Origin of the sequence: Massilia suwonensis (genome assembly GCF_042655665.1) — a bacterium.
GTDB classification, from domain to species: domain Bacteria; phylum Pseudomonadota; class Gammaproteobacteria; order Burkholderiales; family Burkholderiaceae_D; genus Telluria; species Telluria suwonensis.
This window is the reverse complement of record NZ_JBHSMR010000013.1, coordinates 1,037,080-1,063,387: the sequence shown is the minus strand read 5'-3', so window position 1 is coordinate 1,063,387 and position 26,308 is coordinate 1,037,080. Positions and strand designations below refer to the sequence as shown.

Sequence of the window (26,308 nt, the reverse complement as noted above, 5' to 3'; positions counted from 1 at the left end):
TTATACGTGTCCAAATATTGAATATCATGTCTTCATCCGGCAGCGATCCGGAAACGAACGCATTCCATCCATTGGAGGAGACCATGAAGATCAAACTTGCCCTGCTAGCCCTTGCCGCCGCTGTTTCGACGTTCGCACAGGCCGAGAACTACCCCGCGCGCCCGATCCGCCTGATCGTGCCTTACGCGCCCGCCGGCAGCGCCGACATTGTGGCGCGCCGCATCGGCGACGAATGGGCGAAAGCGCTGGGCGGCACCCTGTACGTCGAGAACAAGGCGGGCGCCGGCGGCAACATCGGCGTCGATGCCGTGGCCAAGGCCGCGCCGGACGGCTACACGATCGGCGTGCAGACCGTGTCGCTCGCCATCAATCCCTCGCTGTTCGCGAAGATGCCCTACAACACGCTCAAGGACCTGGCGCCGATCGGCATGATCGCCACTTCGCAGCACGTGCTGGTCGTCAATCCGGCCTTCCCGGGCAAGGACACGAAAGAACTGCTCGCCGCCGTCAAGGCCAAGCCCGGCAAGTACACCTACGGTTCGGCCGGCCCCGGCAGCACCTTCCACATGTCGGCCGAGCTGTTCAAGGACGTCACCGGCGCAGACATCGCGCACATTCCGTATAAAGGCGGCGGCCCGGCCCTGGTCGACACCATGGCCGGCGTGGTCGACATGAGCTTCCCGGTGCTGTCGGCCGTCGTCCCGCACGTGAACGGCGGCAAGCTGCGCGCCATCGGCGTGACCGGGCCGAAGCGTTCGCCCCTGCTGCCGAACGTGCCGACCTTGCAGGAGTCGGGCGCGACCGGCTACAGCTTCGAGACCTGGTTCATCGCCTTCGCGCCGGCCGGCACGCCCCAGCCGATCCTCGACAAGCTGAACGCCGCCTTGAATAAAGCCCTGAATTCGCCGCAGCTGAAGGACAAGCTGGTCAAGGACGGCTTCGATCCGATTCCCTCCACCCCCGCCCAGGCCCAGGGGCGCCTGTCGCAGGAACTCGTTTCCTGGGGCAAGCTGATCAAGGACCGCGGCATTACCGCCGACTAAGCATCGAGAAGACCGACATGAGCAAGACCCTATACCGCAAGCTGGTGGACGCGCACACGGTCGTGCAACTGGACGCCGACAACGTCCTGCTGTACGCCGACCTGCACCTGATGAACGAGTACACCAGCCCGCAAGCCTTTGCCGGCCTGCATGAGCGCGGCCTGAAGACTTTATACCCAGGCCAGAACGTGGCCACCGTCAGCCACATCATCCCGACCCATGCCGACAAGCTGCGGATCATCGCGGATGGCGACTCGGCCCTCCAGGCCAGCAACCTCAAGCGCAACTGCGAGCGCCACGGCATCCCGCTGTTCGACACCAACGACCGCTTCCAGGGCATCGAGCACGTGATCGCCCCGGAACACGGCATGATCCGTCCCGGCATGGTGGTGATCTGCGGCGACAGCCATACGACGACCTATGGCGCACTCGGGGCGCTGGGCTTCGGCATCGGCACCACCGAGGTCGAGCACCTGCTGGCGACGCAGACCCTGGTCTACCGCCTGGCCGGCGACATGCGCATCCGCATTGACGGCGCGCTGCCCCCTGGCACCACGGCCAAGGACCTGGTGCTGATGGTGATCGCGCGCATCGGCGCCCAGGGCGCGCGTGGTTATGTAGTCGAATTCTGCGGTTCGACGATCGACGCGCTCAGCATCGAGGCGCGCTTCACCCTCTGCAACATGGCGGTGGAAGCAGGCGCGCGCGGCGCCCTGATCGCGCCCGACGAGACGGCGCTGCGCTACGTGCTCGAGCACTGCCCGGACCTGGCCGGCGACGCCGACCTGCGCGCACGGGCAGAGGCGCGCTGGCGCCTGCTGGCCTCCGATCCGGATGCCCGTTTCGACGTCGAACACGTGTTTGACGCCGCCGAGCTGGCGCCGATCGTCACCTGGGGCACGAGTCCCGACCAGGCGATGCCGGTGACGAGCCTGGTGCCGGCCGCGCGCGACGCCTCCGACGCGCGGGCGCTGCAGTACGCCGGGCTGGCCAGCGGCATGCCGATTGCCGGCGTGGACGTCCAGCACGTCTTCATCGGCTCCTGCACCAACGGCCGCATCGAGGACCTGCGTGCGGTAGCCGACGTGGTCGGCACGCGCAAGGTGGCACCAGGCGTGCGCGCGATGGTCGTGCCCGGCTCGGGCGCGGTGCGCGAGCAGGCCGAGCGCGAAGGCATCGCGGCGCAATTGATCGCCGCCGGATTCGAGTGGCGCAAACCCGGCTGCTCGATGTGCCTGGCCATGAACGACGACGTACTGGCTCCCGGCACCCGCTGCGCCTCGACCACCAACCGCAATTTCGAAGGCCGCCAGGGCAGGGGAGCGATCACCCATCTGATGAGCCCGGCCATGGCCGCCGCCGCCGCGGTGACCGGCAAGATCACCGACGTCCGCAGCCTGCTGGAGGAAGCAGTATGAAGCACACCATCATCGAGGGAGTCGCTGCGCCGCTCCCGATCGCCAACCTCGACACCGACCAGATCATGCCGAAGCAGTTCCTGCGCGGCATCGACAAGGCGGGCCTGGACCGCGGCGTCCTGTACGACCTGCGTTTCGACGCGGCCGGCCAACCACGCGCCGACTTCGTGCTGAACCAGCCGGTCTATGCGCATGCGCCGATCCTGCTGGGCGGCGCCAACTTCGGTTGCGGATCGAGCCGCGAGCACGCGGTCTGGGGCTTGCAGCAATTCGGCGTGAAGGCCATCGTCGCATCCAGCTTCGGCGAGATTTTTTACTCCAACGCCATGAACAACGGCCTGATGCTGGCGACCGTGCCGCCCGCCTACATGGAGCAGCTGTTCGCGCAGGAAGGACCGCTGCACGTTCGGATCGACGTCGAGCGGCTGGAAGTGACGAGCGTCGTCGGCACGGCGCGCTTCACGCTCAGCGAACGTCATCGCCGCATGTTCATGGACGGCCTCGACATGCTGGGCGCTTCGCTGCAGCACCTGACCGCCATCGAAGCCTTCGCCACCAAATGGCGCGAGGACAATCCCTGGCTGGCGGACGTGGCCGCGCATGCACGCGCCCGGCTCGACGCGCAGGCGGCCTGACGGACGGCGTGTTCAGGGGGCGGCGCCGCCGCCCTCGGCCTTGCCGGCTGCCTGCTGCCGGTATTCCTTCGGCGTCACCCCCACCAGTTTCTTGAACAACCTGCTGAAATAGGCCGGATCCTGGAACCCCAGCTCGTAGGCAATGCTCGCCACCCCTGCCGGCACATAGGTCAGCTTGCGGCAGGCTTCCAGCATCAGCCGCTCCTGGGTGATCTCGAAGGCCGACTTGCCCGCCAGTTTCAGGCACAGCCGGTTCAGGCGCGCCGGCGCCACGCGCAGCAGGTTGGCGTACTGTCCCACCTGCCATTGTTCCTTGTAATGGCGCTCGACTTCGACGCGGAAGCGCGTGAACAGTTCGAAGTCGCCGCGGCCCGAGTTCTCGAGGATGCGCCGTTCGGCCTGCACCCGGACCAGCATCAGCAAGGTGCTGCGCGCCAGCCATTCCAGCATCAGGGTGTGGCCGTGGCGCGGCCAGGCGGCCTCGTGGATCAGGTTTTGCAGCAGGGCCTCGATGCGCGCCAGCAGCTCGGGCGCGGCGCCCAGGCCGATCGCCAGCGGCTGCACGAACAGCGGCGAAAACAGGTCGCCCTCGTGGCCGCTGGCGGCGAACAGCATGTTCTGGTCCACCGTCAGCACGTAGCCGTGGGCTTCCTCCGAAAAATCGAAACCGTGCGGCAGGGACGGGTGGATGGTCAGCGCCACCGGTCCGTCGCATTCCCACAGGTCGCCGTCGATGTTCGCGCGAACCTGTCCGCCAAGTAAAAAAAGTACCTGAAACAGGCCGGCGTGGGTATGGGTGCCGATGTGCCAGTCGTACTTGCGGCTGCGCGTCTCGATCAGCTCGATGTGGACCGCTTCCGCATCCTTGCCCCGCGTGGCCTCGCCGTACAGGGCGAATTCGGGGACAGTCGAGGGCAGGGCGGCGGAGGTGGCTGGCATGGCGGGTAAGCGGTGAACAGAAGGCGAATGAAAAAATAGTACAAGTTTTTTCGGGTTTGATCCATTCATATTGGGCCGCGCCGGGAATAGGATGATGTCAACAACCTAGAAACGGAGACATCATCATGCGCACCCAGGTCGCCATCGTCGGCGCCGGCCCCGCCGGCCTTCTGCTTTCCCACCTGCTGCACCTGCAGGGTATCGAATCGATCGTGCTCGAGCTGCGCAGCCGCGCCGACATCGAGGCGACCATCCGCGCCGGCGTGCTCGAACAGGGCAGCATGGACATCCTCAACGAGTCCGGCGTCGGCGAACGCATGCGGCGCGAAGGGGCGCTGCACCACGGCTTCGAGTTCGCCTTCGGCGGCGAGCGCCACCGCATCGACCTCACCGAACTGACGGGCCGCGCGATTACCGTCTATCCGCAGCACGAGGTCATCATCGACCTGGTGGCGGCGCGCCTGGCGGCCGGCGGCGACCTGCGCTTCGAAGTCAGCGAGGTGGCGCTGCACGACATCGACACGTCCACGCCGTCGGTCACCTTCGTGCAGGGCGGCGAGGCGCAGCGCATCGATGCCGACTTCGTGATCGGCGCTGACGGCTTCCACGGCGTCTCGCGCCCGATGTTCCCGCCCGGGACGCGCGAGGACTTCCAGCGCGTGTATCCGTTCGGCTGGTTCGGCATCCTGGTCGAGTCTGCTCCCTCGTCGGACGAGCTGATCTACGCCCAGCACGAGCGCGGCTTCGCCCTGGTCAGCACCCGCTCGCCCACGGTGCAGCGCCTCTATTTCCAGTGCGATCCGCACGACAAGGTCGAGCACTGGTCGGACGACCGCATCTGGTCCGAGCTGCACGCGCGCCTGGAGCACAACGACGGCTGGAAACTGAAGGAGGGCAAGATCTTCCAGAAGGGGATCATCGGCATGCGCAGTTTCGTGTGCGCCCCGATGCGCCATGGCCGCCTGTTCCTGGCCGGCGACGCCGCCCACATCGTGCCGCCGACTGGGGCCAAGGGCATGAATCTCGCCATTTCGGACGTGCGCATCCTGGCGGGGGCGCTGGACGCCTTCTACAAGCAGGGTACGGAAGACGGGCTGAACGGCTATTCGGAAGCGGCCTTAAAACGTGTCTGGCGCGCCGAATACTTCTCGTGGTGGATGACGCGCCTGCTGCATACCTTTGCCGACGCGTCTCCCTTCGAGCGCCGCATCCAGCGCGCGGAGCTGGAGAACGTCGTGGCCTCGCGGGCGATGCGCACGGCGCTGGCCGAGAACTATGTGGGGGCGTTCTAGCCGCCGCCGCGCTCGCAGCGCGCGGCGTCGCGCTGCGCGATCCGCTGCCGGATCGTATTTGGGAGGGGCGGGTACATGGGGCCGGACGAACAGGTCGTAGGCGTGGCAGATGCCGAATTGCATCACCAGGCGGGCGCGTTCCATCAGGGTTGCAACGAGCGCGGGCGTTTCCATACGATTTCCTCAGGTCGCTGAACGGGTGTCCGGGGAAAGTCTAGCGCGGACCTGGGCCAGCGCGACTGGCGAAGGCCGGCGCGCTAGCGTAAATCGGTGTAAAAGCTCACGGTCAACAACTGAACAGTTCAGGGGCCCGCGCCCGGCCGAAGCCGGCCAGGCGTGCCCGTTGAGACGGAAGAAAACTCAGAACGACATCGGCACCCGCACCATCAGCGTGACGTCCGGCGTATCGCGCGTCAGGCCGGCGCCGACGGCCACGCTGAGGGTTTTCTTGTTGTCGAGGCGGTAGGAGTAGCCGATCAGCAGGGTGCCCAGCTGCATGCGCACCGAGCCCGGCACCGTCACCCCGTTCTGCTTGGTACGGGCGACCGAGTTGTGGTCGTAGCCGACGCTGAACGAGGCCTTGTCGTTGAGCGCCAGGCCCATGCCGAAATTGAAGCCGAACACGCCGCCCGGCGCGACTTCGCCGAGCGACTCCTGTTCGCCGTTCAGCACGGTGCGCGAGACGTCGCGCTTGAAGTTGTGCAGGTAGCTGAAGCTGCCGAAGAACACGGCCGGATCCGACGGGAACAGCCAGGTCAAACTCGGCTGCAGCGAGTAGAAGCCGGAACCGGTGGGCAGTTCCAGCGGCAGGCCGGAACCGGTGATGTTTTCGCCGACACAGCGGCGCTGGCAGTCGGTCGTGACTTCGAACGGGTCCTTGCCGGTGCGCGATTTGAAACGCAGGCCGCCGATGAAGAAGGGCTTGTCGACGCCGCCGTCGTTGAGCTGGTAGCGCGCCGCCAGTTCGACGTCGCCGACCGCCTTGCCGCTGGTCTCGAAAGCGCGCTCGACCGCGGTGCCGGTGAAGACTTCGCGGCTGACGGTGGCGTCGCTGCGGTAGACGTAAGGCAGTTTGGCCTCGACCTCGAAACGGTTGGTCAGGCCGCGGCGCAGGGTGACGGTGGCGGTGCTGGTATTGCGTTTCACTTCGCGCACGTCTACCAGGCCGATCAGCAGGGCCGGGATCACGGTATAGCCGACCAGAGCCACGCGGTTGCTCGACGAGTAGGCGTACTGGAAGGCCGGTTCGAAGACGTATTTGCCGCGCGGGGTCAGCACGCCGGGCTGCTCGAAGATCGGAGCGACTTCGCGCGGACGGCCGTTCTCGCTCGGGGCACGGCCGACGGCGGCGGTGTTGGTCGGCGCGGTCGGTGCGCTGGCCGGTCCGCCCACGGGTGCGGCCGGTGCGGCCGGCTGCTGCGGTGTACCGCCCGTGCCGCGCATGGCGTCGAGCTGGCTGCCGGATGCGGGCACGGTCAGGCCGCCGGCCAGTGGCGAACCCGCGGCGGGATCGAGCGGCGCATTGCCGGTGCCGCGCGCGCCTTCGAGCGCTTCTTTCGAGACGGCGCCGCCGGCCAGCATCGGGGCGTTCCGGGTCGCCGGAACGGGAGCCGGGACCGGCACAGGCTGCGGTGCCGTGGCACGCGCCGTGCGCACGTCGCGCTCGAGTTCGTCGATGCGCGCACGCTGCGAGTCGAGCTGCTGGCGCATCGCCTTGACCTGCTCGACCAGTTCCTCCACCGATTGCGCCTGCGCCGGCAAGGCGCAGAAGGCAGCACTGACGGCGAGTGCTCCAGCACATAGCGCCGGGAATTTCTGCATACATCTCTCCATGATATTGAGCCGTCAGCGGGGTGCGACGGCTGTTGACAAAGCATTATTCAGGCTTGTGCCAAAATTGAGCGCACGTAACATTCCAGCGGTGTTGACGGTGGCGTTGATGGAGGTCTGGTTCTTGATCAGCTGGTCGTTCAGCGAGTTCTGGATGATGGTGCCGCCCAGCAGGTTCTGGGCATTGCCGGCCAGGCTGCGCACGTCGCCGTTCTGGATCAGGCGCAGCTCGCCGAGCGCTTCGGCGGGCAGGCTTGCTTCGCCGCGGGCCAGCTTGCCGATGTCGCCCAGCTGCAATTCGGTGCGTTCGACAACGTTGCCGTTGATGCTGACCAGGCGCTCCAGGCCGAGATTGACCATCAGGCCGTCGCCGGTCAGGAAGCCGCCGCGCGCTTCGCCGAGGGTGGCGCTGTCGACGGCATTGGCGGCGTCGAAGGCCGTGGGCGGCGCTTCGTCCGGTGCTGCCGCTGCTGCCGGTACCGCGCCCGCCATCGACAGCAGGAGGAGCGGCAGGGAAGGGAGTAGGCGCATACAAATTCCTTAAAATTCGCCGGGGCCGAACTTCGGCAACCCGTAGATGCTGTCGAGCGAGCGCAGCGCGCCTTCGTCGAGCGGTGCCCGCGGCGCATTGCGCCAGTCGGCCGCCAGGTTGAAGCCGGGTTTGACGGGGGCTTCGTGGATCACGAACAGGATCCGGTTGGCCCAGATCGATTCGAAGCGCTCGCGCGCCATCAGGCGCGTGCCGCGCGACGGGTCGCCCAGCAGGATGCGCCCGTCCTGCGCGCCCTTGACCACGACGAAATGGTGATAGCCGTTGTCGGAGACGAGCACGATGGCGGGCAGCTTCGCTTCGATCAGTTTGTCGAGCGGCAGCTGGAAGCCGTTGGCCGTGAAGCCACGGCTTTTCAGGAAGCGCTGCATGTCGAGCAGCGAAAAGCCCTCGCGCCGGATCTTTTGCTGGTCGCCCGTCGTGAACATCGCCTGGAAGGCGTCCTGTTCCGTCGTCGGCGTGCCGTAGTGGTGGGTCAGCAGCGTGGCCAGCGCGGCCGAGCCGCAGCTGAAGTCGTACTGCTGGCGCAGGGTGGCCTGGAAGCGCAGGTCCTTCATGCTCTTGACGGGCATGCTGCCGACGCGCATGCCGCTGGGCAGCGACAGTTCGGCAGCCTGCGCGTCAGCCTGCATGCCGGCCGTGCCGAGCAGGAGTGCAAGCGTGCAGGCAAACAGACGGTGTCTCATTGGAACTGCAAGTTGATGACGGTGGCGTTCTGGATCAGGACATTGGCGCCGCTGTTCTGGATCACGACCGGAATGCCGGACATGTTGGCGAAGGAGCCGGAATCGATCGAGTTCGATCCTGTCTGGACGTTGACGGCGCTGTTGTTCGCCACGTCGCCGTTGAGCCTGGTGTCCTGGCGGACCGTATCTTCGCGGCCGCGTTCGTGTTCGAGCGTGCCGAGATCGACGGCCTCGACCTGGGCGCCGCCGATGGAAAGGGTGTGTTTCTCCTGCAGCGGTGCGGGCGTCGCCGCGAACAGCTGTTCGATGCCGGCGATGGCCGGGGTGCCGATCTGTTCCGCCGTCAGTGCGGCCGGTTCGGCGGCGCCTGCCTGGCCCGCCAGGGCGGCTGCCAGCGCGAGGGTGCAAGCCTGGAACGGCCTGCGCAATACAAAAATCGTGTTCATCGTCTCTCCCTGAATCCGGAAAACTGCCGCGCCGGGGAAGGGCGCGGCAGTCCGGTACTACATTGCGTGAGTCAGCTTATGGGCCGACGGCCAGGTTGCTCTGGACGTTGACGCTTTGCTGGATCAGGGACGAGAAGCCGTTGTTCTGGCTGACGACCATCACGCCGGCAGCCGACTGGCCGACGTTGGTCATGGCGTTCGACATGTCGAAGGAGCCCGCGTCGACCATGTTGGTGCCGCCCGCGCCGCCGGTGGCCGCGCCGCCGGCGCCGCCGGTGCCGGTGCCCGCGGTGTTGGCGCCGCTGGCGGCGCCCGCGGCGCCGGTGCCGGTGCCGCCGCCCCCGCCTGCGCCGCCGGTGCCGCCCGTTGCCGTGCCCGAGGTCGCCGTGCCGCTGGTGGCGCTGCCCGAGGTCGCTGCGCCGCCCGACGAACCTGCGCCGCCGGTGTTCGATGCCAGGCCGGTCGAGCCGCCCGCACCGCCCGCGCCGGCTGCCGCGCCTGCGCCGCCGGTCGAGGTGCCGGCCGTTGCCGAGCCGCCTGCGCCGCCGGTGCCGCCCGTTGCCGTGCCGCCCGCTGCGCCCGAACCCGAGGTGTTCGAAGCGGTGGCGCCCGAACCTGCCGTGCCGCCTGCGCCGCCTGCAGCACCCGCGCCGCCTGCGCCGCCTGCCGCACCCGCGCCGCCTGCGCCGCCCGTGCCGGTGCCGGTCGATGCGGTGTTCGACGCGCCGGTGTTGGTGCCGCCGGTGCTGGTCGATGCGCCGCCGTCAGCCGCGCCGCTGGCGCCGCCGGTCGAATCCGGGGTCGATGCGCCGCTGCCGCTCGATGCCATGTTGCCGCCGGCCGAGGAGCCCGCGCCCGAGGTATCGCCGGTCGCGGTCGCGCCGCCCGTGCTCACCATGCCGCCAGCCGCGCCACGGCCGCCGGCCGCGCCTGCGCCGCCCATGCCGCCCGCTGCACCGGCTGCGCCGTTGCCGCCTGCGCCGCCCGTTGCCGAGCCGGTGCCGCCGCCTGCGCCGCCGGCGCCTGCCACGGTACGGCCCGAGTTGCCGCCGTCACCGGCCGTGCCGCCGCCGGCATTGCCGCTCGAGCCGCCCGAACCACCCGAACCGCCCGCACCGCCTTCGGCGCCCGAACCGCTCGATGCGTTCGAAGCCAGGCCGCCGGCGCCGCCGGAGCCTGCCGTCGCCGCGCCGGCCATGGCGCTGCCGCCGTTGGCGCCGCCGCTCGAGGCGTTGCCGCCGGTCGAACCCGATGCTGCCTGGCCGCCGCTGCCGGCCGCGCCCGCGCCGCCGTCGCCGCGTGCATTGCCGCCCATGCCGGCTGCACCTGCGCCGCCGGTTGCGCGCCCGCCGTTGGCGTTGCCCATGTTGTTGGCGATGTTGCCGATGTTGCTGATCGAGTTGCCCGTCACGGTGCCGTTCAGGGTGCTGTTCGCCGTGGCGCTCGAGGTGTTGAAGGAGTTCGAGAAGGTCGACGTTGCCGAGCCGCCGTTGTTGGCGGCGACAGCGCCGGTGCCGGCGGCGCGCGATGCGCCGCTGCTGTTGTTCTGGCCCGAGCTGTCGCGCGAGGACGAATCGTTGTTCTGGTTCGAATTGTCGGCCGTGTGGGTCGACGAATCGTTGCCCTGGTTCGAGTTGTCGCGCGACGACGAATCGTTACCCTGGTTCGAGTTGTCAGCCGTGTTGGTCGAGGAATTGTTGCCCTGGTTCGAATTGTCGGTCGAGTTGGTCGACGAATTATTGCCTTGATTCGAGTTGTCGTTGGTCGACGAATTGTTCCCCTGGTTGGAATTGTCAGTGGTACGCGTCACGGTACGGGTGACAGTCGAATTGTCGGAATTGTCGGTGGTCGGATCCGTCGTCTGGGCTTGGGCATTCAGACCGAAAGCGAGCGACAGGGCGGTAACGAGCAAAGTCTTGTTCATGCAAATTCCCCTAGGGTGTAAGTGGTTGAGTTCGACTGGCATGCGGACCAGCTGAACTCGGGTATATGCAAGAGCGATGCCAGGCTGCGGATGAGTATTCTCAAATCCTTGATACAAAAGCATAATTCCTCTACGAAATGACGAAATTGCGCGTGAGAATTGTTGTTAGGAATCTAACGGATGCGAGGTGTACCGGATTCGGAACATTTGTGTACCGTTTTGCCGAGCTGGACGCGGACACTGTCGCACTTGAGCTGACACGGCGGTACGGCGCCCGCGGCACCCGGCTGGGGGAGAACGGCCTAGTTGCCGCTTCCTGGCGCGTGACGCTGCCCGGGGCGGATAGTCGAGGGGTTGTGCCTGAGCTAAGTGCCGCGATAGGCGAACGCAGGCGAGCAGCGCGCTGCGCCGCCTGGGCCGGCTAACAAGAGGGAAACGGAAAGGCGGGAGGGAAGCGGGGTGGCTCAGGGCCGCATGCCGTGCTTGGCAAGCAGGCGGTACATCGTCGTGCGCGAGACGCCGAGGTCGCGCGCGGCGCGGCTGACGTTCTGGCCGGTGCGGTCGAGGCAGGCGCGGATCGCGAGGCGCTCGGAGCTGCAGCGCGCGTCGTCGAGCACGGCCTCGATCGGCGGCGAGGGTACGGTGAGGTCGAGGTCGTCCGGCTCGATCCACTTGCCGTCGGCCATGACAAGGGCGCGCCGCACCCGGTTGATCAGCTCGCGCACATTGCCGGGCCAGTCGTGGGCCGCGATGGCCGCCAGGGCCTTGCTGCTGAAGCCCTTCAGGCGCGGCGACTTGTCGGCTGCATGCAGCTGGAAGAAGTGTTCGGCCAGTTCGACCAGGTCTTCGCGCCGTTCGCGCAGCGAGGGCACTGTGACCGGCAGCACCGAGAGCCGGTAGTACAGGTCTTCGCGAAAATCGCCGCGCGCCACCGCCTTTTGCAGGTCCACGTGCGAGGCCGAGATGACGCGCACGTCCACGGGAATGGTGCGCGTGGCGCCGAGCCGGATGATGGTTTTATCCTGCAGGAAGCGCAGCAGGTTCGCCTGCAGGTCTTTCGGCAGGTCGCCGATTTCGTCGAGGAAGAGCGTGCCGCCGTTGGCCGACTCGATCAGGCCGACCTTGTCGCGCGCCGCGCCGGTGAAGGCGCCGCGCTCGTAGCCGAACAGTTCGGAGTGGATCAGGTTGGGGGCGATCGCGCCGCAATTGATCGGCACCAGGGGGCCGGTCGAGCGCAGCGACTGGCGGTGGATGGCCTGGGCCGTGAGTTCCTTGCCGCTGCCGCTTTCGCCCCAGATCAGCACCGGCGCATCGACCTTGGCGACCCGCTCGACCTGGCTGCGCAGGCGCAGCATGGCGTCGCAGCTGCCGATCAGGGAAGAGGGCGCCGTGCCCGGACGCGGACGCGGCCGGCGCAGCAGGGCGTGCCCATGCGAATGGCCGAGCGTGTGGGCCAGGCGCCGGGTGTCGAGCGGCAGCGTGTGGTAGTCGCACAGGTAGTCGGCCACCAGGTCGCGCCAGGCCGGCGCCGCCAGGGTGTCGGCCTTGGCGACTCCCACCCAGTGCACCTGGCTGTGCTCGCGCAGGAAGCGCTCGACCTCGAGATGCGGCCGTCCGCCGATCACCTGCATCAACAACCCGACCAGGTAAGGCTCCTGGCGCAGTTCCGAGCGCGCCTCGTCGAAACTGCGCACGGTGCGGATGTGCCAGTCGGGCATGTCCGCCCGCAGCAGGTCGACTGCCACCAGGTCGTCGGGCGAAATGCAGAGTAATCGTTTCGGGATCATCCAATCTCCTCGCGTCAGGCCAGCCGCAGCGAACAGCCCCGTTGGCTACTCTTCACGAGACTGTAACTGTGGGTTAAGCATACCGCATGATGTCGTTGTCTGCCCGACAATTGAAATGGCCGTGTTTTGTTACCAACTCGACAATGCGCGGGGCTTGACCGCGGGCCGAAGCTAGTGCAGGCCGAGGAGGTCGGCGCGCGGAAAACCCCATTGCGGAACATGGCGCGGGCAGGCTGTGGCGGCGCCGGTATCGATGGGCAGGGTCGAGAAATTCGGCGCACCCGGAATGCCGAAGCGCACGTCGGTGGCGCCGCCCTTGGCCAGCGAGGGCGCGCGCGCAAAACGCAGCCAGGCCTCGAAGCGGCAGTCGCGCGCCATCCGCCCGCGCAGCGCCGCGATCGAGCCTTGCTCTTCCCAGGCCCAGGCGACCGGGGCCGTCCCTTCCGTCACCTGCACGCCGCCGATTGCCGGCGGGCAGGAAGCGGCCGGCGCGATGCCCGGCGCCAGGCTCAGCACGCCCCGGCGGATGCGGTAGGCGTCCGCTCCCTCGCGCGTGATGGCGATCGCGCCCCAGCACAATGGATTGGCCGGAAACGCGGACAGGGGCAGGTCAAGGATCTGCGCCGCCGGGTCGTGCTGGCGCAGCGCCGCGCGCAAGGCCTCGCGCGCCTGGCCGGCCATCGCGCCCTGCAGCAGCACGAAGCCGGCCGTCACGGCGACCCCGGCCAGCAGCGCCGCCCGTTCGCCCAGGCGCCGTGTCAGCACCAGCGCCAGCGCCCACAATGCCGCCAGCAGGAGATACGAACCCCATTGCAGGAAGCCTTTCAATGTGAACAGCAGCGGCACCACCAGCAGCAAGCCCAGCAGCAGCCGGCGCCAGCCGCGCCGCGCGACGTGCGCCGCCAGCGGCGTGCCCAGCGCCACCCAGAACACGGGTTCGACGATGAACACGGCATCGCCGTAGTACCAGCGAGGGTCGAACGGCGCGAACGGGTGGATGCCGTACACGTTCAGGGCATCCATGCCGAAATGCAGCAGCAGGCCGGCCACGATCGCGGCGGCAAGTCCGCGGCGGGTTGCCGCGTCCGTGCGCAGCAGGGCGCGCGCCGCCGGCCAGCACAGCCACAGCGCGGCCAGCAGCAGCAAGGCCTGCGGCAGCGCGTAGAGCAGGGTATGCGTGTGGCCGCGGTGGTGCAGCAGGTAGCCGAGCGGCGCCGGGGCGAGCGGCGTCAGCACCAGGTCGAGGTCGGGGAAATTGCTGGCCAGTGCTGCGCTGGTCAGGAGCAGGCGGCGGCGCGTGCTGGCCGCGGAGGCGTCGGGCGGCGCCGGCAGCAGGCGATGGGTCAGTTCGCCGAGCGCAAGCCCGACCAGGGAATGGGTAAGATTGTCCATTCGACAATATTAGCATCGACCGCGCTTGTAGCGGGCCCAGCACAAACTCGCGGTTTCGAACAGTCAAGCAGAAATATTTGACCTAGATCAAGGATTCCGTGAATGCGCCTGACCTAAAATCGCGTCTTTGATTTTTGCCTTACGGCAATACTGGAGAACGCAGTGCGCACTAATTTGCCGGTCACCGGCATCGAATACCGGATGGAAGCAGGCCAGTCCATCGTCTCGAAGACCGATACCAAGGGCCGCATCACCTACGTCAACCCCAGCTTCATCGAGGTCAGCGGTTTCGAGGAACACGAGCTGCTGGGCAAGGCGCACAACATCGTGCGCCATCCCGACATGCCGCCCGAAGCCTTCGCCGACCTCTGGCAAACGCTGCAGTCCGGCCGGCCCTGGACCGGCATGGTCAAGAACCGCCGCAAGAACGGCGACTTCTATTGGGTGGTGGCGAACGTGGTGCCGGTCAAGGAAGCGGGCCGGATCGTCGGCTACATGTCGGTGCGCACCGCGCCCACGCGCGCACAGGTTGCCGCTGCGACCGAGCTGTACCGCAAGTTCCGCGCCGGCGAGCAGGGCGCGCTGACGATCCGCGGCGGCCGCGCCGTGCGTACCGGCCTGGCTGCGCGCCTGCAGGGCCTGCGCCACTGGCCGCTGGGACGCCGCCTGGGCGTGGCGATGGGCGGCCAGGCGCTGCTGCTGGCCGCGCTCGGCCTGGTAGCAAGCGGTCCCCTCTGGCAGGGCCTGGCCGCGCTCGGCGTCCTGGGCACCCTGGCAGCCTGGGCCGCCCTGCGCCGGGCCATCGTCGCGCCGCTGGGCGAAGCGATCGAGGCCGTGCATGCGCTCGCCGGCGGCGACCTGTCGCACATGCCCGACACCGGGCGCAGCGACGAATTCGGCCCCGAGTTTGGCCACCTCCTGCGCGCGCTGCGCCAGCTGAACATCAATTTGCAGGCCATCGTCGGCGACGTGCGCAGCAACGTGCGCGAGATCGAACAGACCACGCGCGACATCGCCAGCGGCAACCTCGACCTGGCCGGGCGCACCGAATCCCAGGCCGCCAGCCTTGAGCAGACGGTGGCCAGCATCGGTCAGGTAGCGGGCGCCGCCGGCCGCAATGCCGACAGCGCGCGCCGCGCCGACGGCCTGGTGGGTGCGGCGGCGGGCGTGGCCGGCCGCGGCGGCGACGCGGTCGAGCGCGTGGGCGCGACCATGGGCCAGATCAGCGCCTCGGCGACCCGCATCGTCGACATCATCGGCCTGATCGACGGCATCGCCTTCCAGACCAATATTCTGGCCCTGAACGCGGCGGTGGAAGCGGCGCGCGCGGGCGAGCAGGGCCGCGGCTTCGCGGTGGTCGCCGGCGAAGTGCGCAGCCTGGCCCAGCGCTCGGCCGGCGCGGCAAAGGAAATCAAGGCCCTGATCGAGGACTCGGTAGAGAAGGTCGAGCAGGGCAATCTGCTGGTCGGCGAAGCGGGCCAGACCATGCGCGAAGTGGTCGCCTCGGTGCAGGACGCGGCCGGCATCATGCACGACATCACCGAGGCCAGCCGCGCCCAGGGCGGCGAGCTGGGCGAAGTGAATGCCGCCATGGCCGCGCTCGATGCGATCACGCGCCAGAATGCGGCGCTGGTCGAGCAGTCGGCGGCGGCGTCGAATAATGTGGCGGAGGAGGCGAAGCGGCTGGCGCAGGCGCTGTCGGTGTTCAAGTTCGGGGTGGCGGCCTGAGCTTCGCCGCCCAGCTCAGCCAATTTTGATCCAAATCAAGGATTTCGCTGACCCGCCTCAATAGACTCCTCCTCATCAAGCCGTCTCGCAGCCCGCGACGCGGCAGGCAGCAGGAGTCCACATGCATCAGCAGCAGCTTTCCACCCCGGCGGTCCGCACGGCGCCGCTTCCCCCGGTTCCATTGCGCAGCAAGGTCGAGTTCGACGGCGAACTGATCAACCGTCTCGGCAAGAACGGTCCGCGCTACACCTCGTATCCGACGGCCGACCGTTTCAGCGACAGCTTCGGCTACCGCGACTACCTGCACGCGGTGGCGGCGGTGCGTACGCGCGGTGCGGCGCGGCCGATGTCGCTCTACCTGCACATCCCGTTCTGCGACACGGTCTGCTACTACTGCGCGTGCAACAAGATCGTCACCAGGAACCGCGAGAAGGCGAGCACCTATCTCGGCTACCTGAAGCGCGAGATCGCGATGCAGGGCGCGCTGTTCGCCGGCATGAACGAGGTCGAGCAGCTGCACTTCGGCGGCGGCACGCCGACCTACCTGCTTGATGAACAGATGGGAGACCTGATGGTGCACCTGCGCCGCAGCTTCCGTTTCGCGCCGGACGAGGTGGGCGAGTATTCGATCGAGGTCGATCCGCGCACCGTGTCAGCCGAGCGCGTGCACAGCCTGCGGCGCCAGGGATTCAACCGCATCAGCCTGGGCGTACAGGACTTCGATCCGGACGTGCAGAAGGCCGTCAACCGCGTCCAGCCCGAGGCCGAGACGCGCGCCATCATCGCCGCCGCGCGCGACGCCGGCTTCCGTTCGATCAGCATCGACCTGATCTACGGCCTGCCCAAGCAGAACCTGGAAACCATGGCCGCCACCATCGCGAAGGTCATCGACGCCAGTCCGGACCGCATCTCGCTCTACCACTACGCCCACCTGCCGCACGTCTTCAAGCCGCAGCGCCGCATCCTGGAAGCGGACATGCCATCGAGCGGCGAGAAGCTGGACATGCTGGCGCTGTGCATCGAGCGCCTGACCGAAGCCGGCTACGTCTACATCGGCATGGACCATTTCGCCAAGCCCGACGACGACCTCGCCATCGCCCAGCGCCAGGGCCGCCTGCACCGCAACTTCCAGGGTTATTCGACCCATGCCGACAGCGACCTGGTGTCCTGCGGCGTCTCGGCCATCAGCGCGGTGGGCGCCACCTACAGCCAGAACGCGAAGACGCTGGAAGCCTATTACGAAGCCCTCGACAACAACGAGTTGCCCGTCGTGCGCGGCGTCGCGCTCGGGATGGACGACCTGCTGCGCCGCGCCATCATCCAGAAACTGATGTGCCAGTTCGAGCTGTCGATTTCCGCTATCGAACAGGCCTTCCCGATCGCCTTCGCTACCTACTTCGCGCCCGAACTGGCCGTACTGCGCCATTACGCGCGCGACGGGTTGCTCACGATGGACGGCGAGTGGATCACGGTGACGATGCGCGGGCGCCTGCTGATTCGCAACCTGTGCATGGTGTTCGACCGCTATCTTGCCGTGCCCGACACTGCGCCGCGCTACTCGAAGACTGTTTGAAATGCGTGTCTGACATGAGCGTCTCCCTGTTCCCGCTGTTCGTCGTGGGCCTGCTGGGCAGCGTCCACTGCGCCGGCATGTGCGGCGGGATCGTCGGCGCGCTGTCGCTGGCGCCGCCGCGTGTGCGTCCTGGTTCTCCCGTGATTGCGCTGCACGCGGTCGATGCGACACCGGCTGCGCGCACGCTGGCCTATAACGCGGGACGGATCGCAAGCTACGCGGCCGCCGGTGCGCTGGCTGGGGGGCTGGCCGGCGGTGCGGCGCGCTGGAGCGCGCTGCCGCTGCTGCAGGGTGCGGCCTATATCGCGGCCAACCTGATGCTGGCCGCGCTCGGCCTGTACCTGATGGATCTCTGGCGCGGCGTGGCCCGCATCGAGGACGGCGGCCGCCGTCTCTGGCAGCATGTGGCTCCTCTGCTGCGCCGTGTGGGGCCGCCCGACACAGGCGGCCGCATGTTCGCGGCCGGTGCCCTGTGGGGCTGGCTGCCCTGCGCGATGGTCTACAGCGTGCTGGTGACCGCGATGCTGAGCGGCTCGGCCGCGCATGGCGCAGCCGTGATGCTGGCCTTCGGCCTCGGCACGCTGCCGATGATGATGGCGCTCGGGCTGGCCGGCGCGCGCCTGCGCGGCTGGCTGCAGAAGCGGGCCGTGCGCCTGGTCTGCGGCGCGATCGTGCTCGGCTTCGGCCTGTTGGGCCTCGCGCGCGCAGCTGGTGGGCTGCCCGCCAGCTGGCTCTCGGCTTTGTGTGTGGCGCCATGAACGCGATCGCGCGCGAGCTGACCGGCTGCTTTCACTGCGGCCTGCCGCTGCCCGACGGGCCGCGCTGGCAGGCGCGCATCGGCGGGGTCAAACAGGACATGTGCTGCCCCGGCTGCGCCGCCGCGGCCCAGGCCATCGTCGATGCCGGCTGCGACGACTACTACGCGACCCGCGCGGACTTCGGCGCGCGCGTGGAGGAGGCGGGCGCAGCGGAACTGGACCTGTTCGACGAAGCGGGCAATACGGGCGCGGGCGGCTTCAGCGTGGAGGGCATCCGCTGCGCCGCCTGCGTCTGGCTGATCGAACGCCGCGTGGCGGCCTTGCCGGGCGTGCTGGAAGCGACCCTGAACGTGAGTACGGCGCGCCTGCAGGTGCGCTGGGACCCGGCCGGGTGCCGAATCAGCACCATCCTGCGCGCGCTGCGCGCGATCGGCTACACGGCCTATCCCTTCGATGCGCGCCGCCACGGCGAGCACCTGGCGCGCGAGCGCCGCACCCTGTTCCGCCAGCTGTTCGTAGCCGGCCTGGCGATGATGCAGGTGATGATGTACGCCGTCCCCGTCTACATGGCTGCCGACGGCACGATGGATGCCGACATGCGCACCCTGATGGGCTGGGCATCCTTTCTCCTGACGCTGCCCGCCGTGCTGTACTCGGCGCGACCGTTCTTCGCGAATGCCTGGCGTGACCTGCGCCGCGGCTTGCCTGGCATGGACGTGCCGGTGGCGCTGGGCATCGGCGCCGCCTTCATCGGCAGCACCGTGGCGCTGCTGCGCGGGGAGGGGGAGATCTGGTTCGATTCCGTCACGATGTTCATCTTCCTGCTGCTGGGTAGCCGCTATCTCGAGCTGGACGCGCGTCGCCGCGCCGCAAGCGCGCTGGCCGCGCTCCAGGATGCCTTGCCGGCATCCGCCCAGCGCCTGCTCGATTACCCACAGGGGCGCGCCACCGAACTGATCGCAGCAAGCCGCCTGCGTGCGGGCGATCTGGTGCTGGTCGCGCCCGGCGCGGCGGTGCCGGCCGACGGCGTCATTGTGGAGGGCGCAACCGAGGCCGACCTGTCGCTCCTGAGCGGAGAGAGCGCAACACGGCGCATGGGGCCGGGCGATACGCTGCCCGGTGGCGCCGTCAACGTGGCCCAGGCCGTCGTGCTGCGGGTGACGGCGGCCGCGGGCGAGAGCACGCTGGCGATTCTCATGCGCCTGGTGGAACAGGCGGGGCAGGGCAAGCCGGTCGTGTCGCTGTGGGCCGACCGCGTCGCCGCCTGGTCGGTGGCGGGCTTGCTGGTGCTGGCCGCGCTTGTCTATCTGGGCTGGTCCTTCCTTGACCCGGCGCGCGCGCTGCCGGCGACGATCGCGGTGCTGGTCGTGACCTGCCCGTGCGCGCTGTCGCTGGCCACGCCGACCGCGCTGGCCGCGGCCACCGGCAGCCTGCTCAGGCGCGGCGTGCTGGCCGTCAGCCCACATACGCTCGAAACCCTGGAGCGCGCCACCCATGTCGTGTTCGACAAGACCGGCACGCTGACCCTGGGCCGGCCGCGCGTGCGCGCCACCCACGTGCTGGGCCGGCTGGATAAGGGAGCCTGCCTGCGCATCGCCGCCGCGCTGGAAGCCGGCAATGCGCATCCCTTGGCCGAGGCGGTCCGGGCGGCGGCGCCGGCGCTTGTGGCGGCCGAGGGCATCGACTATGTGATGGGGCAGGGGATCGCGGGCAGCGTCGACGGCGTCGCCTACCGCCTGGGCAGCGCCGCCTTCGTCGCGCCGCTGGCGGGACGTGCGCGCTTGCCCGATACGCGGCTTGACGCCGGCACCGTCTGGCTCGGCCGCGCGGGCGCCTGGCTGGCCTGCTTCGATATCGCCGATACGCTGCGTCCCGAAGCCTGCGAACTGGTGCGCCGCTTCGAGCAGGCCGGCAAGTCCGTGATCCTGCTCAGCGGCGACGCCACGCCGGCGGTGGAGGCGCTGGCCCGCCAGGCGGGCATCGAGCGCGCGGTCGGCGGCCAGCTGCCGCACGAGAAGCTGGCCTACGTGCGGCGCCTGCAGGAGGAAGGCGCGGTGGTGGCGATGGTGGGCGATGGCGTCAACGACGCCGCCGTGCTGCGCGGCGCCGATGTGTCGTTCGCGATGGGGCAGGGCGCGGCGCTGGCCCAGCTGCATGCGGACGGCGTACTGCTGGGCGACAGCCTGGCCCCGCTGTTCGACGCCGCGGACACGGCAAGGCGCACGCTGCGCGTGATCCGCCAGAACCTGGCCTGGGCCAGCGCCTACAACCTGCTGGCGATTCCGGCCGCGGCGAGCGGCCTGCTCAACCCCTGGTTGTCCAGCATCGGCATGGCCGCCAGTTCGGCCATCGTCGTGCTCAATGCACTCCGTTTAAGGAAGTGAAATGGAAGCCTTGTACCTGTTGATTCCCCTGAGCCTGGTTCTGGTGGCGCTCGCCGTCTGGGTCTTCTTCGGCGCGGCCGACAGCGGCCAGTTCGAGGACCTCGAGGGCCCCGCGCTACGCATCCTGAGGGACGACGACAGCACGGGTTGAGCAGGTATCACATGGTCGGCCCACGCCCTGTGCCTTCTTCCTTCTCGATGCGCTCCTGGCAGGGCACGCAGGTACGCACGGTCGGCGTGGCCAGCAGGCGTTGTTCCGGAATCTCGCAGCCGCAGGATTCGCAGATGCCGTAGCCGCCGGATTCGAGCCGGCCGATGGCGGCGTCGATTTCGTGCAGCAGGGCGGTTTCGTGGTCGGCGAAGTGTTCTTCGTTGTGGGCGATCATTTCGGCGGTCGGCGCATCGTCGTTCTGGCCGGCGTGGGCCATCGGCGAGATGCTCGGCGCTTCGTCGCCCGGGCTATCGGTGCGGGTGCGCACAGTGGCGAGGGCGGCTTCGCGCGCGTCCTGCAGTTTCTTGGCGACTTCGTCGTGGAGGGATTGCGAGATGGGCATGGTGGCTTCCTGATTTGGTTGGGACAGCCGGCCCGGTATCAAGACAGGCTGTCCGTTACAGCCCTTGATGGATTCGAATGCGGTTTCCTTGAAACTCTGATCGAGGCCGGCGTAGCGGGGCGCCAACATCTCCCTCCATATCCAATGAAACTGAACATTTTGATTCACATCAAGGATTTTTAAGGTCCAGAAATCTACTCTCCCTGTGTCATCGCAGCAATCCACTCGGGAGAGTATCTTGAAAAGCAGTCTAAACTATAACTACAAGATCGTGCGCCAGTTTGCCATCGCCACGGTCGTCTGGGGCGTGATCGGCATGGCCGCCGGTGTCTTCATCGCCGCCCAGCTTGCCTGGCCGGCGCTCAACTTCGACATTCCCTGGCTGTCCTACGGACGCTTGCGTCCGCTTCACACGAACGCGGTCATCTTCGCCTTCGGCATCTGCGGCCTGTTCGCCACCTCGTACTACGTCGTGCAGCGTACCTGCCAGGTCCGCCTGTTCTCGGACCGGCTCGCCGCCTTTACCTTCTGGGGCTGGCAAGCCGTGCTGGTGGCGGCCGCCGTCACGCTGCCGATGGGCTTTACGCGCGGGAAGGAGTACGCGGAGCTCGAGTGGCCGATCGCCTTGCTGATCACCGTGGTCTGGGTCGCGTATGCGGTGGTCTTCTTCGGCACCATCGTCAAGCGCAAGGTGCAGCACATCTATGTCGCCAACTGGTTCTTCGGCGCCTACATCATCGCGGTGGCCGTGCTGCACATCGTGAACGGCGCGGTGGTCCCGGTCTCGGCCTTCAAGTCCTATTCGGTCTACGCCGGCGTGCAGGACGCGATGATCCAGTGGTGGTACGGCCATAACGCGGTCGGCTTCATCCTCACCGCGGGCTACCTCGGCATGGTCTATTACTTCATCCCGAAGCAGGCCGAGCGTCCCGTGTACTCCTACCGCCTGTCGATCGTCCACTTCTGGGCGCTGATCTTCACCTACATGTGGGCGGGACCGCACCACCTGCATTACACCGCGTTGCCGGACTGGACCCAGTCGCTGGGCATGGTGTTTTCCCTGATCCTGCTGGCGCCGAGCTGGGGCGGCATGATCAATGGCGTGATGACGCTGTCGGGCGCCTGGCACAAGCTGCGTTCCGATCCGATCCTGAAATTCCTGATCGTCTCGCTCTCGTTCTACGGCATGGCCACCTTCGAGGGCCCGATGATGTCGATTAAAACCATCAACTCGCTGTCGCACTACACCGACTGGACCGTCGCCCACGTCCATGCCGGCGCGCTGGGCTGGGTCGGCTTCATCACGATGGGTTCGATCTACTACCTGATCCCGCGCCTGGCCGGCAAAAAGGAGATGTGGAGCACCCAGCTGGTCGAAACCCACTTTTGGGTGGCGACCATCGGCATCGTCCTCTACATCGCCTCGATGTGGATTGCCGGCGTGATGCAGGGCCTGATGTGGCGGGCGGTGAATGCCGACGGCACGCTCACCTACACCTTTGCCGAGAGCGTGAAGGCGACCTATCCCTACTACGTGATCCGTTTCACGGGCGGCTTCCTCTACCTGTCGGGCATGGCGATGATGGCCTTCAATACCTGGAAGACCCTGGCCGGCACGGTGAACGTCGATGTCCCGATCCCGCAGCCGCACAAGAGTGCGCACGTGGAAGCCCATGTGCCGAACCCCGCCTGAGCCTGAAAGAACGCACCATGAAAAACTTTACCCATGAATGGATCGAGAAGAACCCCTGGCTGCTGATCGGCCTCGTGATTCTCGTGATCTCCTTTGGCGGCCTGGTCGAGATCGTGCCGCTGTTCTTCCAGAAATCGACCACCGAGCCGGTCGCTGGCCTGAAGCCGTATTCGCCGCTGCGCCTGGCGGGCCGCGACATTTACATTCGCGAAGGCTGCTACAACTGCCACTCGCAGATGATCCGCCCCTTCCGCGCCGAGACCGAGCGCTATGGCCACTATTCGGTAGCGGGGGAGTTCGTCTACGACCATCCCTTCCAGTGGGGCAGCAAGCGCACGGGTCCCGACCTGGCGCGCGTGGGCGGACGCTACAGCGACGAATGGCATCGCACCCACCTCGACAACCCGCGCGACGTGGTGCCGGAATCGAACATGCCCGGCTACCCGTGGCTGGCGAGCACGAAGCTGAAGCCGGACGAGATCGTGCCGAAAATGCGCGCGATGAAACTGCTGGCCGTGCCCTACACGGAAGACGATATCAGGAATGCCCCGGCCGAACTGGCCGACAAGAGCGAGCAGGACGCGCTCATCGCCTACCTGCAGGGCCTGGGCACGCAAATCAAGACGAGGAATTAGAGATGAACATCCAACGACTTTTCGACAGCGCGAGCAGCGTGATGACCGTGGTGTCGTTTGCCACTTTCGTCGGCATCATTCTGTGGACCTTCCTGCTCAAGCGCAGCGCCGATTTCGACGCCGCGGCCAGCCTGCCTTTCGCGGACAGGGAGGCCGACCATGAGTGATTTTACGAGCGGCTTCTGGAACTGGTACATCGCCCTGATCACGGTGCTGTCGATCGCCGGCTGCGGCATCCTGCTGTGGGCGCAATCGACCCACAAGGCAAAGATCGGTGTTGACGGCCAGCCGGAGAAGACCACGGGCCACGTCTGGGACGAGGACCTGACCGAACTGAATACGCCCATGCCGCGCTGGTGGATGGTGCTGTTCTACCTGACGATCGTCTTCGCCGTGGGCTACCTGGTGCTGTATCCGGGACTGGGCAGCTATGCCGGCAAGCTGGGATGGAATTCGGGCGCCGAATACAAGGCCGAGTTGAAAAAGGCGGACGCCGACTTCGGCCCGCTGTTCGCGCGCTACGCCGGCCAGCCGATCGAGGCGGTGGCGGCCGATCCGCAGGCGCGCGCCATCGGCGAGCGCATGTTCATGAACTACTGCGCCCAGTGCCACGGTTCCGACGCACGCGGCAACAAGGGCTTCCCGAACCTGCTTGATGCCGACTGGCTGCACGGCGGCGATCCCGCCACGATCAAGAAGACCATCATGGCCGGCCGCATCGGCCAGATGCCGCCGATGGGTGCGGCGCTCGGATCGGACAAGGACGTCGAAGCCGTGGCGCATTACGTGCGCAACCTGTCCGGTCTCACCGCCGACCCGATCCAGGTCGCCTTCGGCAAGCCGAAATTCGCCGCCTGCGTGGCCTGCCATGGCGTGGAAGGCAAGGGCAACCAGATGCTCGGTGCGCCGAATCTGTCCGATAAAGTCTGGCTGTACGGCGGCAGCGCCGAGACGGTCATGGAGACGATCCGCAAGGGACGTACCAACACGATGCCGGCCTTTGGCGAATTCCTGGGCGACGCCAAGGTACACGTGCTGGCCGCCTATGTGTGGAGCCTGTCGAATCCCGTCGCTGATAAAACGGTGGCCGCAAAATGAACGCCCCCAAGGAAGCGGTCATCAAGATGTACGCCCCGCGCGAGGAAATCTACCCGCGCGAGGTGAAGGGCCGCTACGCGACGCTGCGCTGGGCCTGCGTCTGGCTGACCCAGCTGCTGTTCTACGGCCTGCCGTGGATTCAATACAACGGGCGCCAGGCCGTGCTGTTCGACCTCGGCGCGCGCAAGTTCCACCTGTTCGGGCTGGTGCTCTGGCCGCAGGATTTCATCTACCTGGCCGGCCTGCTGATCATCTGCGCCTACGGCCTGTTCCTGGTCACCACGGTGGCGGGGCGGATCTGGTGCGGCTACGCCTGTCCGCAGACCGTGTACACGGAACTCTTCCTGTGGATCGAGCGCCGCATCGAAGGCGCGCGCAGCGCCCGCATCCGGCTCGACCGCCAGCCCTGGAACGGGGAAAAGGTCGGCAAGAAGGCGGCCAAGCACGCGGCCTGGCTGGCGCTGGCGCTGTGGACCGGCTTCAGTTTCGTCGGCTATTTCACGCCGATCGAATCGCTGCTGGCAGGCGTGCGCCACCTGGACCTGGGGGGCTGGGAATCCTTCTGGGTGCTGTTCTACGGCCTGGCCACCTATGGCAACGCCGGCTGGCTGCGCGAACAGGTCTGCAAGTACATGTGCCCGTATGCGCGCTTCCAGAGCGCGATGTTCGACAAGGACACCCTGGTCGTCACCTACGACCGCGCCCGCGGCGAACCACGTCGTCCCGGTGCGCGTCAACCTGGCGACAAGCTGGGCGACTGCATCGACTGCACCCTGTGCGTGCAGGTCTGCCCGACCGGGATCGACATCCGGCGCGGCCTGCAGTACGAATGCATCGGCTGCGCCGCCTGCATCGACGCCTGCGACACGGTGATGGAGAAGGTGGAGAAGCCGAAGGGACTGATCCGCTACGCGACCGAGAATGCGCTCGCCAATGGCTGGAGCGCTGCGCAGGTAAAGCACCGCCTTCTTCGCCCACGCGTGCTCGGTTATGCAGCCGTGCTGGCGCTGATGGTGGCGGGGATGAGTACCTCGCTGGCGCTGCGCGTGCCCTTGAAAGTGGACGTGATCCGAGACCGCGGCTCGATGGGACGCGAGGTGGAGGATGGCCGCATCGAGAACGTCTACCGGCTGCAGTTGATGAACACCAGCGAGGAGCCGCGCCTGCTGCGCATCGCGGTGGCGGGCCTGCCCGGCGCGGTCATCGTCGACGAGGAGGTGGTCGAGATCGGCGGCGCTGCCACGCGCGCGCTGCCGGTGCGCGTGCGCGCGGAGGCTGGCGGCAAGGCGGGCTCGCATCGCATCACATTTTCCGTTACGGCGCTGGACGACGACTCCGTCACCGTGCGCGAGGAAGCGGCCTTCATCGTGCCGCATTGAGGAGAACACCATGCAGACAATCATGCAGCGAGCCCCCTGGTACCGTCACCGCTGGCCGTGGTTCATCATGCTCGGCCCGGCCGCCGTCATGCTCGCGACCCTGGTGACGGTGCTGCTGGCCGTGCGCCAGCCCGACGCCATGGTGGTCGACGACTATTACAAGCAGGGCAAGGCGATCAACCAGGACCTGCGGCGCGACCGCATGGCCGGCGCGCTGCGCCTGCAGTTCGATGCGCGCTACGAGGACGGCCGCCTTGCAGGGCGTTTGTCGAGTTTCGCCCGGCCGATGGCGGCGCCGTTCCGCATCCACCTGGCCCACCCGACCCAGCCGGCGAAGGACCTGGTGCTGGATGCCTTTCCCGACGGGCAGGGCGGCTTTGTGGTGCCCATCCCGAATCTGGAGATGACCCACTGGCAGGTCGTGATCGAGGACGAGGGGCGGCAATGGCGCCTGGCGCGCAGCTGGAGCCCGGCGCGCGACGCACGGCTTGCGATTCTCGCCGACACGGCCCCGTAAATACGCCTCGCCGCGAGCGGCAGGGGGAGGCTGTTCGGTACGGCTCA

General features: G+C 67.6%; 24 protein-coding genes. 15 read left to right on the top strand and 9 right to left on the bottom strand.

Going from position 1 to position 26,308, the window contains the following annotated elements; genetic code table 11:
- Nucleotides 1–83: 83 nt before the first annotated feature.
- From ACFPQ5_RS12715 to leuD, 3 genes are read left to right on the top strand one after another with little or no spacing between them, the layout of a single operon-like run.
- Nucleotides 84–1,043, top strand: a complete 960-nt coding sequence (locus tag ACFPQ5_RS12715) for a tripartite tricarboxylate transporter substrate binding protein (protein ID WP_379755880.1) — start codon at nucleotides 84–86, stop codon at nucleotides 1,041–1,043.
- Between the two features lie 17 nt (nucleotides 1,044–1,060).
- Nucleotides 1,061–2,461: a 3-isopropylmalate dehydratase large subunit gene (gene leuC / locus ACFPQ5_RS12710; protein WP_379755877.1), complete on the top strand. Its 1,401-nt coding sequence runs from the start codon at nucleotides 1,061–1,063 to the stop codon at nucleotides 2,459–2,461.
- A complete protein-coding gene (gene leuD / locus ACFPQ5_RS12705) occupies nucleotides 2,458–3,096 on the top strand; it encodes a 3-isopropylmalate dehydratase small subunit (protein WP_379755874.1) in 639 nt (212 codons plus the stop codon). The genes leuC and leuD overlap by 4 nt, the downstream gene beginning before the upstream one ends.
- Before the next feature lie 12 nt (nucleotides 3,097–3,108).
- On the opposite strand, the gene ACFPQ5_RS12700 is transcribed toward leuD, so the two are convergent.
- Entirely contained in the window at nucleotides 3,109–4,035 is a 927-nt protein-coding gene (locus tag ACFPQ5_RS12700; protein ID WP_379755871.1) for a helix-turn-helix domain-containing protein, read from the bottom strand.
- A gap of 125 nt (nucleotides 4,036–4,160) precedes the next feature.
- On the opposite strand from ACFPQ5_RS12700, the gene ACFPQ5_RS12695 reads away from it, so the two are divergent.
- Nucleotides 4,161–5,327 (top strand): 4-hydroxybenzoate 3-monooxygenase, encoded by a 1,167-nt coding sequence (locus tag ACFPQ5_RS12695; protein ID WP_379755868.1) that lies wholly within the window; start codon nucleotides 4,161–4,163, stop codon nucleotides 5,325–5,327.
- Nucleotides 5,328–5,687: 360 nt separating this feature from the next.
- On the opposite strand, the gene ACFPQ5_RS12690 is transcribed toward ACFPQ5_RS12695, so the two are convergent.
- The 7 genes from ACFPQ5_RS12690 to ACFPQ5_RS12660 form a co-directional block, all read right to left on the bottom strand.
- Nucleotides 5,688–7,148, bottom strand: coding sequence for an acetate kinase (locus tag ACFPQ5_RS12690; protein WP_379755865.1), 1,461 nt, complete (start codon nucleotides 7,146–7,148; stop codon nucleotides 5,688–5,690).
- A gap of 24 nt (nucleotides 7,149–7,172) precedes the next feature.
- A complete protein-coding gene (locus ACFPQ5_RS12685) occupies nucleotides 7,173–7,688 on the bottom strand; it encodes a hypothetical protein (protein ID WP_379755862.1) in 516 nt (171 codons plus the stop codon).
- Between the two features lie 9 nt (nucleotides 7,689–7,697).
- Nucleotides 7,698–8,393, bottom strand: a complete 696-nt coding sequence (locus tag ACFPQ5_RS12680) for a C39 family peptidase (protein WP_379755859.1) — start codon at nucleotides 8,391–8,393, stop codon at nucleotides 7,698–7,700.
- A complete protein-coding gene (locus ACFPQ5_RS12675; RefSeq protein WP_379755856.1) occupies nucleotides 8,390–8,839 on the bottom strand; it encodes a hypothetical protein in 450 nt (149 codons plus the stop codon). The genes ACFPQ5_RS12680 and ACFPQ5_RS12675 overlap by 4 nt, the downstream gene beginning before the upstream one ends.
- A gap of 76 nt (nucleotides 8,840–8,915) precedes the next feature.
- The gene (locus tag ACFPQ5_RS12670; protein ID WP_379755853.1) at nucleotides 8,916–10,763 is read right to left on the bottom strand and encodes a hypothetical protein; all 1,848 of its coding nucleotides are present in this window, start codon (nucleotides 10,761–10,763) and stop codon (nucleotides 8,916–8,918) included.
- Nucleotides 10,764–11,227: 464 nt separating this feature from the next.
- Nucleotides 11,228–12,550, bottom strand: coding sequence for a sigma-54 dependent transcriptional regulator (locus ACFPQ5_RS12665; RefSeq protein WP_379755850.1), 1,323 nt, complete (start codon nucleotides 12,548–12,550; stop codon nucleotides 11,228–11,230).
- Between the two features lie 171 nt (nucleotides 12,551–12,721).
- On the bottom strand, nucleotides 12,722–13,942 hold the full coding sequence (locus tag ACFPQ5_RS12660; RefSeq protein WP_379755847.1) for a metal-dependent hydrolase: 1,221 nt from the start codon (nucleotides 13,940–13,942) through the stop codon (nucleotides 12,722–12,724).
- 162 nt (nucleotides 13,943–14,104) lie between these two features.
- Between ACFPQ5_RS12660 and ACFPQ5_RS12655 the strand changes: the two genes are divergently transcribed.
- The 5 genes from ACFPQ5_RS12655 to ccoS all read left to right on the top strand — a co-directional run bounded on the left by ACFPQ5_RS12655 (nucleotide 14,105) and on the right by ccoS (nucleotide 20,536).
- The gene (locus ACFPQ5_RS12655; RefSeq protein WP_379755844.1) at nucleotides 14,105–15,670 is read left to right on the top strand and encodes a methyl-accepting chemotaxis protein; all 1,566 of its coding nucleotides are present in this window, start codon (nucleotides 14,105–14,107) and stop codon (nucleotides 15,668–15,670) included.
- Between the two features lie 121 nt (nucleotides 15,671–15,791).
- A complete protein-coding gene (hemN, locus tag ACFPQ5_RS12650; RefSeq protein ID WP_379755841.1) occupies nucleotides 15,792–17,243 on the top strand; it encodes an oxygen-independent coproporphyrinogen III oxidase in 1,452 nt (483 codons plus the stop codon).
- A gap of 14 nt (nucleotides 17,244–17,257) precedes the next feature.
- Entirely contained in the window at nucleotides 17,258–18,001 is a 744-nt protein-coding gene (locus ACFPQ5_RS12645; protein WP_379755838.1) for a sulfite exporter TauE/SafE family protein, read from the top strand.
- Complete coding sequence (locus tag ACFPQ5_RS12640; protein ID WP_379755835.1) at nucleotides 17,998–20,385, top strand: heavy metal translocating P-type ATPase; 2,388 nt, start codon at nucleotides 17,998–18,000, stop codon at nucleotides 20,383–20,385. Before ACFPQ5_RS12645 ends, ACFPQ5_RS12640 begins: the two co-directional genes overlap by 4 nt.
- Nucleotide 20,386: 1 nt before the next feature.
- A complete protein-coding gene (gene ccoS, locus ACFPQ5_RS12635) occupies nucleotides 20,387–20,536 on the top strand; it encodes a cbb3-type cytochrome oxidase assembly protein CcoS (protein ID WP_136223539.1) in 150 nt (49 codons plus the stop codon).
- 7 nt (nucleotides 20,537–20,543) lie between these two features.
- On the opposite strand, the gene ACFPQ5_RS12630 is transcribed toward ccoS, so the two are convergent.
- Complete coding sequence (locus ACFPQ5_RS12630; RefSeq protein ID WP_379755832.1) at nucleotides 20,544–20,939, bottom strand: TraR/DksA family transcriptional regulator; 396 nt, start codon at nucleotides 20,937–20,939, stop codon at nucleotides 20,544–20,546.
- Nucleotides 20,940–21,177: 238 nt separating this feature from the next.
- Between ACFPQ5_RS12630 and ccoN the strand changes: the two genes are divergently transcribed.
- The 6 genes from ccoN to ACFPQ5_RS12600 are packed head-to-tail and all read left to right on the top strand — an operon-like array spanning nucleotide 21,178 to nucleotide 26,261.
- The gene (ccoN, locus tag ACFPQ5_RS12625; RefSeq protein WP_379755829.1) at nucleotides 21,178–22,632 is read left to right on the top strand and encodes a cytochrome-c oxidase, cbb3-type subunit I; all 1,455 of its coding nucleotides are present in this window, start codon (nucleotides 21,178–21,180) and stop codon (nucleotides 22,630–22,632) included.
- Between the two features lie 17 nt (nucleotides 22,633–22,649).
- Nucleotides 22,650–23,267 carry a cytochrome-c oxidase, cbb3-type subunit II gene (gene ccoO, locus ACFPQ5_RS12620; protein ID WP_379755826.1) on the top strand — a complete coding sequence of 206 codons (618 nt, stop codon included), beginning with the start codon at nucleotides 22,650–22,652 and terminating at the stop codon, nucleotides 23,265–23,267.
- Between the two features lie 2 nt (nucleotides 23,268–23,269).
- Complete coding sequence (locus tag ACFPQ5_RS12615; protein ID WP_379755823.1) at nucleotides 23,270–23,434, top strand: cbb3-type cytochrome oxidase subunit 3; 165 nt, start codon at nucleotides 23,270–23,272, stop codon at nucleotides 23,432–23,434.
- Nucleotides 23,427–24,365 carry a cytochrome-c oxidase, cbb3-type subunit III gene (gene ccoP / locus ACFPQ5_RS12610; RefSeq protein WP_379755820.1) on the top strand — a complete coding sequence of 313 codons (939 nt, stop codon included), beginning with the start codon at nucleotides 23,427–23,429 and terminating at the stop codon, nucleotides 24,363–24,365. The genes ACFPQ5_RS12615 and ccoP overlap by 8 nt, the downstream gene beginning before the upstream one ends.
- A complete protein-coding gene (gene ccoG, locus ACFPQ5_RS12605) occupies nucleotides 24,362–25,744 on the top strand; it encodes a cytochrome c oxidase accessory protein CcoG (protein WP_379755817.1) in 1,383 nt (460 codons plus the stop codon). Before ccoP ends, ccoG begins: the two co-directional genes overlap by 4 nt.
- A 10-nt stretch (nucleotides 25,745–25,754) precedes the next feature.
- Nucleotides 25,755–26,261, top strand: a complete 507-nt coding sequence (locus tag ACFPQ5_RS12600; protein ID WP_379755814.1) for a FixH family protein — start codon at nucleotides 25,755–25,757, stop codon at nucleotides 26,259–26,261.
- Nucleotides 26,262–26,308: the final 47 nt, after the last annotated feature.

Coding starts and splice junctions, on each gene's coding strand:
- ACFPQ5_RS12600 (WP_379755814.1), top strand. CDS start 25,755: ATGCAGACAATCATGCAGCGAGCCCCCTGGTACCGTCACCGCTGGCCG.
- ccoS (WP_136223539.1), top strand. CDS start 20,387: ATGGAAGCCTTGTACCTGTTGATTCCCCTGAGCCTGGTTCTGGTGGCG.
- ACFPQ5_RS12700 (WP_379755871.1), bottom strand. CDS start 4,035: ATGCCAGCCACCTCCGCCGCCCTGCCCTCGACTGTCCCCGAATTCGCC.
- ACFPQ5_RS12670 (WP_379755853.1), bottom strand. CDS start 10,763: ATGAACAAGACTTTGCTCGTTACCGCCCTGTCGCTCGCTTTCGGTCTG.
- ACFPQ5_RS12685 (WP_379755862.1), bottom strand. CDS start 7,688: ATGCGCCTACTCCCTTCCCTGCCGCTCCTCCTGCTGTCGATGGCGGGC.
- ACFPQ5_RS12645 (WP_379755838.1), top strand. CDS start 17,258: ATGAGCGTCTCCCTGTTCCCGCTGTTCGTCGTGGGCCTGCTGGGCAGC.
- leuD (WP_379755874.1), top strand. CDS start 2,458: ATGAAGCACACCATCATCGAGGGAGTCGCTGCGCCGCTCCCGATCGCC.
- ACFPQ5_RS12675 (WP_379755856.1), bottom strand. CDS start 8,839: ATGAACACGATTTTTGTATTGCGCAGGCCGTTCCAGGCTTGCACCCTC.
- ACFPQ5_RS12630 (WP_379755832.1), bottom strand. CDS start 20,939: ATGCCCATCTCGCAATCCCTCCACGACGAAGTCGCCAAGAAACTGCAG.
- ACFPQ5_RS12615 (WP_379755823.1), top strand. CDS start 23,270: ATGAACATCCAACGACTTTTCGACAGCGCGAGCAGCGTGATGACCGTG.
- ACFPQ5_RS12715 (WP_379755880.1), top strand. CDS start 84: ATGAAGATCAAACTTGCCCTGCTAGCCCTTGCCGCCGCTGTTTCGACG.
- ccoO (WP_379755826.1), top strand. CDS start 22,650: ATGAAAAACTTTACCCATGAATGGATCGAGAAGAACCCCTGGCTGCTG.
- ccoP (WP_379755820.1), top strand. CDS start 23,427: ATGAGTGATTTTACGAGCGGCTTCTGGAACTGGTACATCGCCCTGATC.
- ACFPQ5_RS12640 (WP_379755835.1), top strand. CDS start 17,998: ATGAACGCGATCGCGCGCGAGCTGACCGGCTGCTTTCACTGCGGCCTG.
- ACFPQ5_RS12660 (WP_379755847.1), bottom strand. CDS start 13,942: ATGGACAATCTTACCCATTCCCTGGTCGGGCTTGCGCTCGGCGAACTG.
- ACFPQ5_RS12680 (WP_379755859.1), bottom strand. CDS start 8,393: ATGAGACACCGTCTGTTTGCCTGCACGCTTGCACTCCTGCTCGGCACG.
- ccoG (WP_379755817.1), top strand. CDS start 24,362: ATGAACGCCCCCAAGGAAGCGGTCATCAAGATGTACGCCCCGCGCGAG.
- ACFPQ5_RS12665 (WP_379755850.1), bottom strand. CDS start 12,550: ATGATCCCGAAACGATTACTCTGCATTTCGCCCGACGACCTGGTGGCA.
- hemN (WP_379755841.1), top strand. CDS start 15,792: ATGCATCAGCAGCAGCTTTCCACCCCGGCGGTCCGCACGGCGCCGCTT.
- leuC (WP_379755877.1), top strand. CDS start 1,061: ATGAGCAAGACCCTATACCGCAAGCTGGTGGACGCGCACACGGTCGTG.
- ACFPQ5_RS12695 (WP_379755868.1), top strand. CDS start 4,161: ATGCGCACCCAGGTCGCCATCGTCGGCGCCGGCCCCGCCGGCCTTCTG.
- ACFPQ5_RS12690 (WP_379755865.1), bottom strand. CDS start 7,148: ATGCAGAAATTCCCGGCGCTATGTGCTGGAGCACTCGCCGTCAGTGCT.